The 14,601-nt window shown below is 57.3% G+C and carries 15 protein-coding genes, 1 tRNA gene and 1 pseudogene; 8 read left to right on the top strand and 9 right to left on the bottom strand.

Annotation, left to right across the window (positions count from 1 at the left end):
- Positions 1-55: 55 nt before the first annotated feature.
- Positions 56-1,300: a flavodoxin-dependent (E)-4-hydroxy-3-methylbut-2-enyl-diphosphate synthase gene (gene ispG, locus BLW03_RS05340; RefSeq protein ID WP_074652681.1), complete on the bottom strand. Its 1,245-nt coding sequence runs from the start codon at positions 1,298-1,300 to the stop codon at positions 56-58.
- A gap of 62 nt (positions 1,301-1,362) precedes the next feature.
- Between ispG and BLW03_RS05335 the strand changes: the two genes are divergently transcribed.
- Positions 1,363-1,439, top strand: a tRNA-Arg gene (locus BLW03_RS05335).
- A gap of 32 nt (positions 1,440-1,471) precedes the next feature.
- On the opposite strand, the gene BLW03_RS05330 is transcribed toward BLW03_RS05335, so the two are convergent.
- Together BLW03_RS05330 and BLW03_RS21320 are read right to left on the bottom strand one after the other, a co-directional pair.
- The gene (locus tag BLW03_RS05330) at positions 1,472-2,425 is read right to left on the bottom strand and encodes a tyrosine-type recombinase/integrase (protein WP_244501970.1); all 954 of its coding nucleotides are present in this window, start codon (positions 2,423-2,425) and stop codon (positions 1,472-1,474) included.
- 230 nt (positions 2,426-2,655) lie between these two features.
- Positions 2,656-2,916 (bottom strand): helix-turn-helix domain-containing protein, encoded by a 261-nt coding sequence (locus tag BLW03_RS21320; protein WP_074652679.1) that lies wholly within the window; start codon positions 2,914-2,916, stop codon positions 2,656-2,658.
- 257 nt (positions 2,917-3,173) lie between these two features.
- On the opposite strand from BLW03_RS21320, the gene BLW03_RS05320 reads away from it, so the two are divergent.
- Together BLW03_RS05320 and BLW03_RS05315 are read left to right on the top strand one after the other, a co-directional pair.
- A complete protein-coding gene (locus tag BLW03_RS05320) occupies positions 3,174-4,217 on the top strand; it encodes a LysR family transcriptional regulator (protein WP_074652678.1) in 1,044 nt (347 codons plus the stop codon).
- A 169-nt stretch (positions 4,218-4,386) separates the two neighbouring features.
- Positions 4,387-4,611, top strand: a pseudogene (locus BLW03_RS05315) (CpaF family protein); the annotation flags it as partial.
- Positions 4,612-4,650: 39 nt separating this feature from the next.
- Here the strand turns inward: BLW03_RS05315 and BLW03_RS21195 are convergent.
- Entirely contained in the window at positions 4,651-6,447 is a 1,797-nt protein-coding gene (locus BLW03_RS21195) for an AAA domain-containing protein (RefSeq protein WP_074652677.1), read from the bottom strand.
- A gap of 453 nt (positions 6,448-6,900) precedes the next feature.
- Here BLW03_RS21195 and BLW03_RS05305 point away from each other — a divergent pair, with 453 nt between their 5' ends.
- From BLW03_RS05305 to BLW03_RS21190, 4 genes are all read left to right on the top strand, one after another.
- Positions 6,901-7,815, top strand: coding sequence for an ArdC family protein (locus BLW03_RS05305; RefSeq protein ID WP_074652676.1), 915 nt, complete (start codon positions 6,901-6,903; stop codon positions 7,813-7,815).
- Entirely contained in the window at positions 7,812-8,225 is a 414-nt protein-coding gene (locus BLW03_RS05300) for a DUF6908 domain-containing protein (RefSeq protein ID WP_074652675.1), read from the top strand. Before BLW03_RS05305 ends, BLW03_RS05300 begins: the two co-directional genes overlap by 4 nt.
- Positions 8,226-8,307: 82 nt before the next feature.
- Positions 8,308-9,660 (top strand): ParB/RepB/Spo0J family partition protein, encoded by a 1,353-nt coding sequence (locus tag BLW03_RS05295; protein WP_348270832.1) that lies wholly within the window; start codon positions 8,308-8,310, stop codon positions 9,658-9,660.
- A gap of 8 nt (positions 9,661-9,668) precedes the next feature.
- Complete coding sequence (locus BLW03_RS21190; RefSeq protein ID WP_348270831.1) at positions 9,669-9,902, top strand: hypothetical protein; 234 nt, start codon at positions 9,669-9,671, stop codon at positions 9,900-9,902.
- Between the two features lie 360 nt (positions 9,903-10,262).
- Here BLW03_RS21190 and BLW03_RS05290 read toward each other — a convergent pair whose 3' ends face one another.
- On the bottom strand, positions 10,263-10,484 hold the full coding sequence (locus BLW03_RS05290) for a helix-turn-helix domain-containing protein (protein ID WP_074652674.1): 222 nt from the start codon (positions 10,482-10,484) through the stop codon (positions 10,263-10,265).
- 91 nt (positions 10,485-10,575) lie between these two features.
- Between BLW03_RS05290 and BLW03_RS05285 the strand changes: the two genes are divergently transcribed.
- The gene (locus BLW03_RS05285) at positions 10,576-10,794 is read left to right on the top strand and encodes a hypothetical protein (RefSeq protein ID WP_074652673.1); all 219 of its coding nucleotides are present in this window, start codon (positions 10,576-10,578) and stop codon (positions 10,792-10,794) included.
- A gap of 164 nt (positions 10,795-10,958) precedes the next feature.
- Here BLW03_RS05285 and BLW03_RS05280 read toward each other — a convergent pair whose 3' ends face one another.
- The 4 genes from BLW03_RS05280 to BLW03_RS05265 form a co-directional block, all read right to left on the bottom strand.
- Positions 10,959-11,822 carry an SDR family NAD(P)-dependent oxidoreductase gene (locus BLW03_RS05280; protein ID WP_074652672.1) on the bottom strand — a complete coding sequence of 288 codons (864 nt, stop codon included), beginning with the start codon at positions 11,820-11,822 and terminating at the stop codon, positions 10,959-10,961.
- A 119-nt stretch (positions 11,823-11,941) separates the two neighbouring features.
- Positions 11,942-12,949: a zinc-dependent alcohol dehydrogenase family protein gene (locus BLW03_RS05275; protein WP_074652671.1), complete on the bottom strand. Its 1,008-nt coding sequence runs from the start codon at positions 12,947-12,949 to the stop codon at positions 11,942-11,944.
- A gap of 419 nt (positions 12,950-13,368) precedes the next feature.
- A complete protein-coding gene (locus tag BLW03_RS05270; RefSeq protein ID WP_074652670.1) occupies positions 13,369-14,034 on the bottom strand; it encodes a response regulator transcription factor in 666 nt (221 codons plus the stop codon).
- Positions 14,035-14,118: 84 nt separating this feature from the next.
- Complete coding sequence (locus tag BLW03_RS05265) at positions 14,119-14,487, bottom strand: response regulator transcription factor (protein ID WP_074652669.1); 369 nt, start codon at positions 14,485-14,487, stop codon at positions 14,119-14,121.
- Positions 14,488-14,601 lie beyond the last annotated feature (114 nt).

Below are 14,601 nucleotides of genomic sequence, written 5' to 3'. Positions count from 1 at the left end.
ATGAAGGGCGACTGCTGATGCAGTCGCCCTTTGTGTTGTGCGGAGATAGTCGAGGCTATGCGCCGACCAGCTCTTCGACCTGAGCCTTGCCGTAGTGGCTCTTCACATAGTCGTCGAGGATGACCTTGAACTCGTCGACGATGTGGTCGCCCTTGAGTGTCATGGCCAGCTTGCCGTCGATGTAGACGGGCGCCTTGGGTTCCTCGAACGTGCCCGGCAGTGAGATGCCGATGTTGGCATGCTTGCTCTCACCGGGGCCGTTGACGATGCAGCCCATGACGGCCAGCTTCATCTCTTCGACGCCCGGATATTTGACCTTCCAGTCAGGCATCGAAGTGGTGATGTAGTTCTGCACCTGCTCCGCCAGCATCTGGAAGTAGGTCGATGTGGTGCGGCCACAGCCGGGGCAGCTGGTGACCTGCGGCGAGAAGCTACGGATCGAGAGCGTCTGCAAGATCTGCTGCGCGCAGCGGACTTCCTCGCTGCGGTCGCCGCCGGGCGTGGGTGTGAGCGAAACGCGGATGGTGTCGCCGATGCCCTTGAGCAGCAACGGTGCAAGACCAGCCGTGGAAGCAACGACGCCCTTCATGCCCATGCCCGCTTCGGTAAGGCCAAGGTGCAGGGCAAGGTTGGTGCGTGATGCGAGTTCCGTGTAGACGTCGATCAGATCGTTCACGCCGCTGACCTTGGCGGACAGGATGATCTGATCAGGACGCAGGCCATAGCGCTGCGCTGCATCGGCATTGTCGAGAGCCGAGCGGACCATCGTCTCAAGCATGACATCGCGAGCGGGCAGGGGATTCAACGAACGGCTGTTCTCGTCCATCATCTTCGTCAGCAGCGCCTGGTCCAGCGAGCCCCAGTTGACGCCGATGCGCACAGGCTTCTGGTGCTTGACGGCGACTTCGATCATGGTGCGGAAGTTGTCATCATCCTTGCGGCCAATGGAACAGTTACCCGGATTGATGCGGTACTTCGCCAGAGCCTCGGCGCAATCAGGGTATTTGGCCAGCAGCTGGTGTCCGTTGTAATGGAAGTCGCCGATGATGGGCGTCTCCCACCCCTTGGCGCGGATGCCTTCGACGATGTAGGGCAGCGCCTTGGCGGCCTCGTCATTGTTCACCGTAACGCGAACCATCTCGCTGCCGGCGCGGGCGAGCGCTGCGATCTGCTGGATGGAGCTCTCAACGTCTGCGGTGTCAGTGTTGGTCATGGACTGGACGACAACGGGAGCATCGGAGCCGACGCGAACATTGCCAATCTTCACAGTCACAGCCTTGCGGCGGGTGATCTCGGGCATGGGAACCTCACCCACAAGTTTACCAAAGCACCGGTCGCGCACCGTTTACACTATCGAGAAGTGGCCCGGTAGCTCAGATGCATAGAGCGGCGCACTCCTAAGGCGAAGGTCGCAGGTTGGACTCCTGCCCGGGTCACCACTTAAATCAACAACTTAGGTTTCTCGAAGGCCTCACTTGGGGCCGTTAGTGGGGCCATTCGGGGCCATTAAGGGCCCTTTGTCGAAAAGCGCAGCAATTGTCTGCTGCGCCGCCATACGTTCGGACGATACCGACTGAGCGTATGTCCCCAGGGTGATGCTGGGAGACGCATGCCGAAGGATCTCCTGCGTAGTCCGAATGCTCGCGCCTCCTGATAGCAGAAGCGATGCCGTCCTTCTGCGAAAGCTGTGCCAACCGAACTCCTTCTCGATGCCGGCTGTTTTGGCGGCAGGTCGGATTCGCTTGTAGAGCATGGAATCCGGCCAATACGGCTGACGGCCAAAGGCATTCGGGCTGGCAAAGACCCAGTCCGAATCTGCTCCGTAAGGAGTGATCGCTCTCCAGCGCTGGAGCACCATCGCAAGTTCATCGGACAGTGGAATCGGTCTTCTGGAATAAGACGTCTTCGGTTCACCGACGACACCGTTGACCAGAGACCGGAGGACATTGATCTGCCTGCGCATGAAGTCAATGTCACTCCATTTGAGCCCGAACAGTTCGCCTCTTCTCAGGCCGGAGACCACCGCTACGAAGACAAGCGTGAAGCTTGGCTCCGGTTGTTTCACGAGCTGAGCGAGAAGATCTCGAACCTCCGGGACCTCGAGGATCACTGGATCGATCATTCGTTTAGCAGATTGGCGCACGAGCGATATCGGATTCGTGATTGCAAATTCGTACCGAATCGCGTGCCGGAACAGCATGCTCAAGACGGCGCGTATTTTTGCTTTCGTCGCCGGCGCTCCAGGTAAATCAGAAAGCCACCTTTCGACAGCGACTGTCTTTACATCTGCGAGATGGTATGCACCCCACTTCGGCAGAATGATGTTCGCAATGTAAGAGGAATAAGTTTCCCTTGTGCGGTGGGTGCGACTACCAGCCGGCAACTCAACGAGCGTGAAGTGCTCGACGATCTCTGCGATCGACATCACTGCAGCCGGAGCATTGCTCAGAGCATTAATGTCGACTCGCAAGGCAGCAGCAGCTTTCTCCGCGGCGCTCTGGGTCTTGATCTTCTCCGTGGTGCCGAGGATCTTTTTGCGTTTCACCGTCTTCCCGTGGCCCATAGACTGACGCCAGCGATAGATCCAGACCGCCGGTCCGTCCTTTCTCTCCTCGATTGTCAAAGATCCGTGCTGATAGCGGTTGCGTGTGTGTTTCATGCGCCTTTTCCTTTCGGTTGAGGCGGCACGAACGGCGCGTCCAGTATAAAACTCGGCTGATGCTCGTACCAATGGTTTAGCTCTGTCGATCGAAAAGACAATCGTCTACCAACTCGATGACAGGGAACACGTCCCTCTCGCGCCCACCTCCGAAGTGTGACTGGATGAAGACCAAGCAAGGAGGAGGCCTCGTCGGCGTTCAAGATTGGCTCGAACGCTTGATTCGTAGGTCCGACATCTCTAGGTTGAATTTGCATAGTAGCTCTCCGTAAAGGGGGTGGAGCTCGGAATTCCCTCTAGGTTCACTGCTGAAATACTTGGCGTCCAATACTTATCAGCTATCGGGTGATCGTCGTTAGCGATCACTCTCCGCACCGGGCGGCGTAAATTTGGCCAGATACACATTTCGCAACGCGCTCCGTTCGCTTCTCTGTCATCATTCCCACAGCTTTTGAGGTTCGATTTCCTCAAGCGTTCCTTGGCTTTCTTCCGAATCTCAACGGGATGATCGAAGATGACCGAACGACTGTACGACTGGGCTGAATTCCGGCACTTCAAATACCTGCTTGCCATCTTGGAAAAGCAGGGATTTCGCGCCGCGTCAGAGTCGCTCTGCACTGTGCAGCCGAACCTGAGCGAGCACGCCAAGCAGTTTCAAGAGAACGCTTCCGTTAGGCTTTACCGCAAGACGAAGAGTGGCCGCATACGAGTAACCGAGACCGGCCTCGTCTTCATCACCCTCGCACGATTCCTTCTGGAGACGCGACAGGAAGTCATCGACACGTTGATCGCCGTCGAGCGCGGCGACCTGCAGTCTATGCGCTTCGGTTGCTCATCCTTGGCAGATCCCGATCTGTTCCGAACGTTCTGCAACACACACAAAGAGATTCTTCCCTCGTGTCAGATCCGACCAAGCCTGGGAGACACTGACCAGCTAGCGCGCGAGGTCGCTGATGGCAACTTGGACGCCGCCATCGTCACCCTGCCATTGCAGCATCCGGATCTTAAGATCGAGCCGTTGCGGAGCGATCCGCTGGTGTGCTGTTTGCGGCGCGACCATCCGCTAGCGGCGAAGACAGCGCTGAGACCTTCGGACTTACAGGACAATCTGGGAGTTCTCTTTCACCCGGAGCGTCATCCCGGTGCTCACGAGAGGCTTATGGAGCTCTTTGCGGACGTCGGCATCCGGATCCAAGAGTATTCACGAGCTACACATCCGGCTGAAGTGCAAGCACTCGTGAAAGATGGCTACGGGTTTGCCCTGGTTCGCGAAGGAATGCCTTTGGATGAGCAGCTGACGACGCGGCCAATCTCCAACGTGACTTGGACCGTTGACCTGGCTGCGATCTATCACAAGCAACGTTACCCGAAGACGCTGCCGCTCGTGCTCAAGCGACTGCGAAAAGAACCGACTTCAAACGGTAGCAATGGCAACGCTCAGCCCTCGATGAACGCTCGGCCATTCGACACGCGCAGGAAGCGTCCCTCGCGGTCTGTCTCTGTCGTTCCGGAGCAGCTGGATTTGCTGGTCGAAAGAGCAGGGAATCGCGGCCTCTGAGCGTAGCTGATCTCTCTCAGCTATCGGCCGATCATTAAGACCTATTGGACGATTCGCAGAGCTCTTCCTAAGCTCCAGGCATATCCCGACTGCACGTACCGGTCGAGGGAGGTGCCCATGAATCGCAGACATCGTATCGTTCGTCCCGTCAGACCACGCCACTCATCGAGTGTCGTGGCAGGACGCTTCCGCTCACAACTCATCCGCTGTACCTGACGGCTCGCGTGTGGCAGTTGTAGGGCCTCCATCATCAATCAATGGGCCTACGCTCACCGTACGGAAATTCAACCGCTGGTACACCAGCGATCAACTCGTCGAAGCGGGCAGCATGCCGGCCCTGATTCGCGACGACGTTGTGAACCTCATTCTGAAGCGCAAGAATGGCATCATCAGCGGCGGAACGGGTTCCGGTAAGTCAACGCTGATGAAGGCCCTACTTGACCACGTTCCGCTCGACGATGCGCTGCAACGGGATGCCTGCAAGGGCAGCCGCGGTCTTCTCGAGGTCGCTCTTGAGTTCGTGGACCGTCGCGTCGAGCTCGCTCTTAACCGCTGTCTCGCGTGTTCGAGCAGCCCGATTGAAATCATTGATCTGTTGTACGGCAGATCCCTGCAACAGGGTCCGAAAATTGTTGCCCTCTTTGCCTAAGCGGAGGATCGGATTTGGAAAATCGAGTCCGGAGGGTCTCACGCTTGCGAGCGTTTGTTCGAGTTTGTTCTCGACCACATCGAGCGCTTCATTCTTGTCCGACAGCAGCAAGACGCTCTTCTTCGCGAGGATTGCATCGAACGCAATGGCTGAGATCGTGTGCGATTTGCCGGTTCCCGGAGGTCCCTCGACCAACACGAATCGACAGTCGGGCTGCTTGAGGGCCGCGATAATCTTGGACTGCTCTTCGTTGATCGGAATGGGTGATGGCTGGACCATCCGATCACCAATCCCCAGCCCATCCCAACCATCCGACACTTTTCTGTCGACGGAGATTGGGTCATCCAGGACCACAGATCGGATCATGCCCTCAAACAAATCGAGGATCGGGCCTCCATCTCCCCGTGCCGCCGTTAACAATTCCTCGTAGTCGTTCAGGAGTGATTCGTCACTCTTATCGTAGACCGCCAGGTGGAGGGAGCTTTCCAAGGAGTAGCGTGGTGTATCCGCATTTTCCATCTGCTCCGCAGCAATGCGGAAGTCTGGCGGAAGGCGCAGGGCCGAGAGTACTTGGGTTGTGGGAACGGTAAGCAGCTCGCAGATGGCCTGCTCGCCGGTGGCATACAGGATGCGCTCACTCACCGGTGATGTTGCTTCTGCGCGGACGTTCGTCTCCTGCAAGACGAAATCGATCGCCCTCTTGTAGACCAAAACCTGCGGCTTCAGTGAGATGCGGTATTTGGTGGTTTCCTCTTCCATCTCGACCGTAAGGGGAATGTAAAAGAGGGGGAATGCATTCTTCTGAAAGCGGAGAACGCCGACGTACAGGTAAAGGTCGAGGTTCTCGCGCGACTTCGAAGCTGCGACCAGTTGCTTCACATCTGTATAAGCGTCCGCAGCGGCAAACGTCTCGAAATATTCCATCAAGACTGTTGAGGAATGGTCGCGCGTGAAGAGGCGTGTCAGCACTTCCCACAGGTCATCTGTCTTGCCAACAGAGGCAAGCGTATAAAGCGCCGTCGAAAGGTCATCATTAAGGGGCTGGAGCAGGATATTTGTCAGCTCCCCTTCTAGGTCATAGGTCGTTTCGAGTAGCGATTGTGCGTCTCGTCGGATCACGGGTTCCAGCAAACTCAGCAACGGGTGCACGATCCGTTCGCAGATTTCTTCCGCAGAGGCACGGAACATGTCCGTCACCCAACCGTCGGCGTATTCCGATTCCGCGAGGGTTGACTCGGCTCGGCCCACGATCTGCTGCCGAACCAGTGTGTAGGCTTCGCTTGGAGTCGCTGTGATGGCCTTTCGAACCGCGTCTCGAAAACGATCCGACAGTGTCGTCGTGAACGCTCGTCGCGAAACCACAACCGGTTCTAACTCAGTGGCCGGCACACTCAATGCGGACCAGAAAGCCGCGTTCAGCGATGCATAACGAGCCAGACTGAGTCCGACGCGGAGGCCACCTTCGCGTTGCAGTTGAAGACGTCTTCCCGGTGTCTGCTGTTTCTTAAAATCAGTCTCGAGATAGTTCAGGAAGTAACTGGAGACGCTCTTGGCCAGTTCCCGAATGGTGCTCTTTTCCATGGAAGACAGTTGGGACCTGCGCGGGTGTGGGATTGGACCAATGTAGCACTCGTTCTTGGTCGCGTTACCGCTGCACCTCAACAGGGAGGAGGCTTCCTCCCTGTCTTCTGCCGCTTCGCGTCTTCCGCCACCCTCCTCAGCGGACCGTTCCCGCCCGCAACGCCCACCCTCATAGTTCTCGTGCGCTAATGCGCACGGATACGGAAACCAAACCTCGCTAAGGGGCTCTGCCCCGATCGCGCGGCGCAAGGGGTTTCCCGCAGTCTTCCGCGCTGCGCTTGTGCAGACCTTCGCTGCGCTCGTCCTTTCCGTTCCGCTTCGCTGCTCTTCAAGGATGGGAGATACCCCTCCCCTTGCGCCTTGCTACCCCCGCCTTCGCCAGGTGGCGTTCGGCATGTACATGCCGCGTTCTACGCGGACGTGCAAAAGCAAAAGCCGACAAGGAGAGACACCATGAGCAGCAACGCCAACACCGTCAATGTCACCGCCATCGACAGCAAGAAGCCCCTCACCAAGCAGGAACTCATCGCCGCCAATATCAAGCTCTTGATTGAGCAATTGGAGGCCGGACATTCCGACGCCCTCACCAACTACCTCACCGCCATGAGCCGCTTTCACAACTACAGCTTCGGGAATGTGCTGGAGATTGCGCGGCAGATGCCCACTGCCACCCGCGTCGCAGGATTTTGGACGTGGAAGAACATGGGGCGCAGCGTCAACGCAGGAGCCAAGGGCATTCGCATTCTTGCTCCCATCGTCGGCGTTCGCCGCAAGAAGGACGAGGAAGCGAAGAAAGACATCATCAAGCAGAACGAGCGCGTCTTGCTCGGATTCCGCAATGCCTATGTCTTCGACATCTCGCAGACGAACGGCGTAGACCTGCCCACCGTGCATGAAGTAAGTGGCGACCCCGGCGACAACATCGACCGCCTAGCCGCTTTCGTGAAGAGCAAAGGCATTGCGCTCGTCTACAACGCGAACATCGCCCCCGCTCTTGGCATGAGCTACGGCGGGCGCATCGCCATCCTGCCCGGCCAGTCCAAGGCCGAGGAGTTTTCAACCCTTGTTCACGAGACGGCGCATGAGCTTCTGCACAAGGCCGAGCGGCGTACCGCGACCACGAAGACGATCCGGGAACTGGAGGCCGAAGCCGTGGCTTTCGTTGTCGGCAAGGCCGTTGGATTGGTCAACGACAGCGCATCCGCCGATTACATCCAGCTGTATCAGGGCAATGCTTCGCTTCTTGCCGAGAGCTTGGAAGTCATCCAGCAAACCGCCAGCGTGATCCTCTCGGCGCTGGAGCCTCCCATCGAGGCCGAGGACAACGAACCCGCCACCGCGACACAGCCGCAGGAGGTGGCGGCATGAAGACCGTATTGGCCATCTTGCAGGAGGCCGGAGGCTGGCGACCCAGCCTCTACCTCAAGATCGAACACCCGCCCTACATGGAGCTTGTCATCGAAGCGATCGATGAGTCGGGCCCGTGTGGTCTTCCTTCGCTCTCAGTCGCACACTACGGCGAACAAAACGGTGACCTCATGCGCGACCCGGAGATGTGCTTCGAGCTGGGATTCGCCGGTGGCGCACACCTGAACCCGTTCTATTGGCGCAATGACTACGTAGGCATAGAGCAGTGGAGCCGCTTCATTCAGGAAGGCAATTACTGCTACCACCCGCAGCTACACACGCAGCATGAGAGCTTCGCGAAGACGTGGGACAACAACCTGCGACAGCAGGGCTTTGCCGAAGTGTTCAAGGACAAGTGCATCGTCGGCTAGTCCGCTTCTCTTGGAGCGGAAACGTCCGATCTATGCCGCTCTGCGACCTCAGCCCTCAACCGCTCGAAAGGAGCCTCCTGTTATGGAAACCCAGATCATCAATGCCACCGAGTACCGCGACGTGTCGCTTGCTCTCTTGAATGAATCCACGACCAATCCGCGCCGCACCTTCGAGGAAACCGCCCTTAAAGAGTTGGCAGACTCCATTCGCAGCCAGGGTGTTCTCTCGCCCTTGCTCGTTCGACCGCTCACGGAAAACGGCTTCGAGATCATCGCAGGTGCTCGGCGTTACCGCGCCGCGCAGATCGCTGAACAGGCCACCGTTCCTGTGCGCATCGTCAACCTGTCCGATGCCGCCGCGTTAGAGGCACAGCTAGTCGAGAACCTGATTCGTGCCGAGATTCACCCGATGGAAGAAGCACAGGGCTTCCGCGCCTTACTGGACTTGGAGGACCCTAAGTACAGCATCGAGCAGATCGCCGCCAAGGTTGGCAAGACTCCTGCCTTTGTGGCACAGCGTCTCAAGCTAACCGATCTCGCACCCGCAGCCGTCGAAGCCTTCTATGCCGACAGCATCGGCGTAGGACATGCGCTGCTACTGGCAAAGCTGCCAGCCGATCAGCAGGAGCAAGCTCTCAAAGCTTGCTTCAAAGAGGTCTATGCCAATGGCGACAAACCCGCAAGATTACTCCTGCCTGTTCGGAATCTCCAATTCTGGATTGCAACCAACGTCCTGCTCATCCTCAAAGATGCACCGTTCAATAAACGCGACGCACAGCTTGTGCCGACGGCTGGGAGTTGTGCCGACTGCCCGAAACGCACAGGTCACAACAAGCTTCTCTTCGGGGATGACCTTGGCAAGCAGGGGGACCAATGCACCGACCCAAGCTGCTATCAGGCCAAGGTGGGCGCGCACGTTGCGAAGACGATTGCCGCGAAGCCGGAACTGGTACAGATCAGCACTGCTTACGGTGTACAGCAGGAAGGAAGCCCTGTTCTCCCAAGGAACAGGTACACCGCACTTCGAGATGACCGCCCTAAGTCCGACGACGAGGCGAAGCGTCCCGAGTTCAAGCAGTGCAAGTACACCACCGAGGCCATCATCACCGAGGGCAGCGATGTCGGCACCATCCACAAGGTATGCGCGAACTCGACTTGCCCGGTGCATCATCCCAAGCAAGCCAGCGGACGGGAGGAGGCGCGATGGAAGGCAGAGCAGGACAAGCAGCGCCGCGATCAAGCCATTGCCAATGCAACCGGGCTTCGTGTCCTCTCCGCCATAGCCGCCGCCGTCCCGGTTCGATTGCTCAAGCGCGATCTGCTCTTTGTGCTGGAGAAGTTGGTTGCGGTCTTGGATGAGCCACGCATCGAGACGTTGGCGCGTCAGCACGGCATCCGGCAGAAGCGGGATGAGGGGGCATCGCGAAGACGCTAACAGCCTTCATGCGTCGCGCCGATGAAGGCACGTTGTCCCGGCTAACGGTCGAGGCCACAATCCTTCTGGCATCTTCCCGCCAGAGCGGAACTGCCATCCTGAAGGATGCCGCAACGCTGTACAAGGTGGACGCCGAAGCCATCGGACAGAAAGTCAGGCAGGAGTTCGCAGCCAAAGCCAAGGCGAAGAAAGAACCCAAGCCCGAAGCCAAACCCGTTGCAAAGGCCAAGAAAGCGGCTTAGCGTCCCATCCATCGAGGGGCGGCGAACCTGCCGCTCCTCGCTTCGTTTTGCTCCAAAACGCGCAGGAAGACACCGCTTCGGTTTCTCCCTGCACCCACGTTCCCGCTTTGGCTCCGGCCCCCGCTCGCCGGCTGCGCGGCAGGACGACGTTCCCCCTTCCTGCACTTTTCCCCTTGGCTGCCTGCGGCGCGTCCCCCAAAGACAAGCGCGTCTTTCTACCTTCCCAAGTTCAAGGGTTGCTAGGCTCTTTCGGAGCATCGACGGGGCGAGAAGCTCCTATAGAGATGAACACTAGCTGCGCTGGCTCATTTGCAAGCGCTATGGTGACTTGTTGTCGAAAGACGGAACCAACGCTGCGACTTACGGGAGAGAATCAAAGAGGTCGCGACTGCGGACGGCTAGCGCTTTGGCGAGCTTGCCGATGTTCTCAAGAGCGACATTGCGCTCGCCACGTTCGATCCCACCGATGTAGTTCCGATGGAGTCCCGCACGCTCCACTAATTCCTCTTGCGAGTACCCACGCTCTTCCCGTAACGTCCGGATGGACTTGCCGAAAAGGGTTTTGAGGGAAGGAGCAGGCACATCTCCATGCTTCGGTCCCTGACCACTATGAGTCTACACACGATGAGTGTGATATTCTCCGCTCCATCATCGCTGGAAGGAGGGACGGACCTTGGTCGAGTGCAAGGATGTGGCCGGTCGTGTCGTTCGTTCGCTCACGCTGTATGAGGACGGCCCGTATGGTCCGGAAGTGTCTGTCGATTTCGAAGACGGAACGAACTTCACCGCGACGTTACATGCGCGGCATGTGATCGAAGGCAAACTTACCCGTGATGAAGGCGGGGAGCCCGTTCTCCTCCACCAGTTCCTAACGCCGCCATCGACACGCTAGCTCCGTGCTTCGTATTCAGTCAATGAGGCACCCCCGCCACAGGCCTGCAGCACCGGTGCATGAAGGTATCGTCATGCGTTTGACGGGACCGGGCATGGGCTGCGTTGAATCGACGATGCGCCGCCAGGACTTAAAGTTGATTCCGCTGCACGTTGCGCTTCCTCTTAGTCGAGATGGACTCGGAACATAGGTGTTGCATCGTCTGCGGTTGTAGACTCCGTCAGGGACTGCCATGCTTCTGTTTCTGCGAGACGGCTTAGGTCCCATTGCTTCAGGTACGCAGCTGCTGTCGCGCCCAGAATGAGGCGCCGTGGCACCTTATCCCCTTTCACCAACGTCAGAATGACGTTGGCGATCTTGCGTGGATCACTCTCCTCGTGACCTGCGCCATCCTTCAGCCATTGATAGATCGGTCCGACGGACGCCTGATATTCGGGCATCAGCTCAGGCATGTTCTGCCGAGCCCTTGGATTCCAATTCGTTCGGATACCACCCGGTTCCAGTGTGACCATCTTGACTCCGAACGGGGAAACCTCCGCGGCGACTGAATCACTGAAGCCGCCGACTGCCCATTTCGCCGCATGGTACGGCGAATTACCGGGCACGGTCAGTCGTCCACCGATCGAGGAGATTTGTACGATCCAGCCGCTCTTTTGCTTTCGCATGATGGGGACAGCAGCGCGTGTGGTGAAGACAACACCATAGAAAGATGTATCCACCACAGCTTTGAAGTCCCTTGGGCTGATCTGCTCAAACGGGGCTATGTGTCCGTATCCTGCATTGTTGACGAGAACATCGAGACGTCCGAACGCATCGACCGCGAGTTGAACTGCGGCTTCGGCGGCACGTTCGTCGGTCACATCGAGTGCTACTGTCCGAACCTGGTCGCCATAGGTGGCTTTGAGCGCCTCAAGCATTTCAGGATTTCGTGCGGTGGCGATGAGACGCTGACCCGCTCGGAGAGCCGCTTCAGCGATCTCCCGACCCAAGCCGCTTCCGCAGCCGGTTATCAACCATACCTTTGACATGTGCTCCACTCCTTCTGCTCCGGCTCCAGTGGTAGTAAAGAAGATCTCTACCTACGTTGTTCTCGGAACTACCGGCGACGGGAAGGTCACTGGTGGCAGGCTTTCAATTGCAAGTGTTCTCATCGCAGTTTCACTACGATCTTCCCAAACGGGCCTCGGTCGAGATGATCGAGGGCATCCGGCAAATCGACGAAATCATAGACCGCATCAATCACTGGCTCGATTCGATGTACTTCAAGGAACGACAGTAGTTCTTCCGTATCCTTGCGGGAACCCACAGAGAAGCCGTGGATTTTGAGCGATTTCATCATGAGGTCCGGTAAGGAAATACTTGAGGTCTTACCTTCAAGGAAACCAATAATTGCGATGTGGGCTCCCCAGGCCGCCGCGTTAATGGAGTGTCGCAACGAATCGCCGCCCACGACCTCAAGAATCTGATCTACGCCTTCGCCCGAGGTGAGGAGCCGTACCGCCTCCTCCCAATTCGGCATTACCGACGAATTGATCATCGCAGAGGCACCCAGCTGTTCGATCCGTTGAATCTTCTCCTCGCTCCGCGATATGGCTATGACACGCGCCCCATGCGCAAGTGCGAGCTGTAAACCGAACAAGGAAACACCCCCAGTTCCTTGCACAAGAACTGTGTGTTGAGGCTTGAGCTGGCCGTGTTTGAAGAGGGCGACCCATGCCGTTACCGCTGCAATGGGCAAGGTCGAAGCCTGCGCGGCAGTTAGATACGCGGGATATGCGAGGACGCCGTCCTCGTCAAGTAGGACGTACTCCGCCAGCACGCCGGTCAGTGGCCAGCCAAGATTCGAAGCGTTGGCTTCTGGATTGGGAACCCCATCCAACCAACGCTGCTTGAAAACGGAGAGGACTCTGTCTCCAACCTTGAAACGCATAAGCCCCTCGCCCACCGAAACAACCTCACCCGCAACGTCCGAACCCGGAACTATGGGGAAGGTGATGCGGGCGGGATAGCTCCCATCTACGATCGCCTTATCGCGATAGTTGAGGGAGACAGCTTCAGCACGGACCAAGACCTGACCGGGACCCGGGCTAGGACGTGGCTGTTCGGTAATACGTAGATGCTCTTTTCCTTGGCCCTCAAGCTGCCAGATTCTCATGATTTCTCCTGAATCGGTGTTTCACAGGACCGCCGTCGCGTTTACTTTGCGACACGAAACAACGCGGCACGAAACAACGCGGAAACGTCCTATCCACGATTAAGCCAGAAGTACGATCTCGAATCTATTGTCCTAACGTATCGGTCCTTGCGCCTTGAAACGAGCCTCCTATAAGTCTCAGTCCATATCGCAGAGAGCTTCGACTGAATGCGATAGGCAATCGGCCGAGTCGAAATTTGACAGAGATTCGTCTTGGGGACGTCGGCGAGAAAACGCCTTCGGCGGCGAGGGTGGCGAGAGTGAGCCGGGTAGACGTGGACAAACACGTTGATCGTGGGGTGTGCTCATTCCACGCGACTTGTCTTCGTCGACGTCCTACCAAACCTCAACCGCTAGATGTGCCAACTTGAACGGTGTGCTTACGATCTATGACTCTCAGACACCACGGCACGCGCGTCTAGCGTTCGAGAGGTCGTGACGCGGAGCCGTGTCGCGATTTTCACAAGATCCGCAACGGAACTGGCATTCAGCTTGCGCATGAGGCTACCACGATGCGCCTTCACTGTGATCTCGCTAATCCCAAGTTCGCTGCCTACTTGTTTGTTTGGAAGTCCGGCAGCGACCAAGGCCATGACCTCACGCTCTCTCGGGGTTAATTGCCCATACATAGACCGCAATTCACGGATCTCATTCTTACGACTCAGCAGGTGTTTACTGCGCTGCAGCGCACCGCGAATGGCATTCAACATCGTCTCATCGCTGAAGGGCTTTTGAAGAAACTCGATTGCTCCTGCCTTCATCGCTTGTACGGTCATGGGGATGTCACCATGGCCAGTGATAAAGATGATGGGCATCTCAGTCCGGTCAGAGCCAATACACCTTTGCAGCTCGAGCCCATTCAGACCAGGAAGCGAGACATCAAGAACAAGACAATTCGGAACCACAGGTGGATCGTAGGCGAGAAAATCAGATGCCGACACGAATAGCTCGACCTGCCAGCCCTCATTGCGAAGAAGGAGCTCCAAGGATTCACGGACTGACACATCGTCATCCACTACGAAGACAATCGGTAGGACTTCTTGCATGGATGCATCCCCCAGTGTTTCGCCATGCGTTCTCAAAAATCATCGCACACGGGTCATCTCGGCCCAAATGATCCAGAGAGTGTCTTAGCGGAATGCTTTGGTAAGCGCCTCGAGCAACGCGGCGTCGCTAAACGGTTTAAACAGACACTCGACGGCACCTTGTTTGATCAAACTCAAGCGCGCGGATTCATCTCTCAGAGCGGTTATGAAAATGATTGGGACTTGTGAGCCGCTCCGCCTCAAATACCGCTCAAGATCTAGTCCAGTGGTCCCCGGCATGTTGATATCAAGAAGCAAGCAGTCGGTCTTTGACGCTCCATCAGATGAAAGAAATGCTTCGGCCGATGCGAACGTGTAGGCTTGGAATCCCAATTCAGCGAGCAAGTCAGGCAGGGACTCCCGAATCGATTCGTCGTCATCAACCACTGAAACAACCAAACGTGCAGTCTTCATGAATCCCTTTGCGATATCTGGGTCACCGTTGGGGTGATTTAGCTTAGGCGGGCGACCGCTTGCGCTCAGCGGCCCAATACCCAGCACGACCGCTACAGAGGCACGAGCTAGGCC

It is taken from the genome of Terriglobus roseus (assembly GCF_900105625.1).
Classification (GTDB): Bacteria; Acidobacteriota; Terriglobia; order Terriglobales; family Acidobacteriaceae; genus Terriglobus; species Terriglobus roseus_B.
Note: the sequence above shows the minus strand (reverse complement) of the source record. Positions and strands in the feature narration are given on the sequence as shown.

Excerpts from the sequence above, each read along its gene's own strand:
- ispG (WP_074652681.1), bottom strand. The coding sequence starts at position 1,300 with ATGCCCGAGATCACCCGCCGCAAGGCTGTGACTGTGAAGATTGGCAAT.
- BLW03_RS05330 (WP_244501970.1), bottom strand. The coding sequence starts at position 2,425 with ATGTCGATCGCAGAGATCGTCGAGCACTTCACGCTCGTTGAGTTGCCG.
- BLW03_RS21320 (WP_074652679.1), bottom strand. The coding sequence starts at position 2,916 with ATGCAAATTCAACCTAGAGATGTCGGACCTACGAATCAAGCGTTCGAG.
- BLW03_RS05320 (WP_074652678.1), top strand. The coding sequence starts at position 3,174 with ATGACCGAACGACTGTACGACTGGGCTGAATTCCGGCACTTCAAATAC.
- BLW03_RS21195 (WP_074652677.1), bottom strand. The coding sequence starts at position 6,447 with ATGGAAAAGAGCACCATTCGGGAACTGGCCAAGAGCGTCTCCAGTTAC.
- BLW03_RS05305 (WP_074652676.1), top strand. The coding sequence starts at position 6,901 with ATGAGCAGCAACGCCAACACCGTCAATGTCACCGCCATCGACAGCAAG.
- BLW03_RS05300 (WP_074652675.1), top strand. The coding sequence starts at position 7,812 with ATGAAGACCGTATTGGCCATCTTGCAGGAGGCCGGAGGCTGGCGACCC.
- BLW03_RS05295 (WP_348270832.1), top strand. The coding sequence starts at position 8,308 with ATGGAAACCCAGATCATCAATGCCACCGAGTACCGCGACGTGTCGCTT.
- BLW03_RS21190 (WP_348270831.1), top strand. The coding sequence starts at position 9,669 with ATGCGTCGCGCCGATGAAGGCACGTTGTCCCGGCTAACGGTCGAGGCC.
- BLW03_RS05280 (WP_074652672.1), bottom strand. The coding sequence starts at position 11,822 with ATGTCAAAGGTATGGTTGATAACCGGCTGCGGAAGCGGCTTGGGTCGG.
- BLW03_RS05275 (WP_074652671.1), bottom strand. The coding sequence starts at position 12,949 with ATGAGAATCTGGCAGCTTGAGGGCCAAGGAAAAGAGCATCTACGTATT.
- BLW03_RS05270 (WP_074652670.1), bottom strand. The coding sequence starts at position 14,034 with ATGCAAGAAGTCCTACCGATTGTCTTCGTAGTGGATGACGATGTGTCA.
- BLW03_RS05265 (WP_074652669.1), bottom strand. The coding sequence starts at position 14,487 with ATGAAGACTGCACGTTTGGTTGTTTCAGTGGTTGATGACGACGAATCG.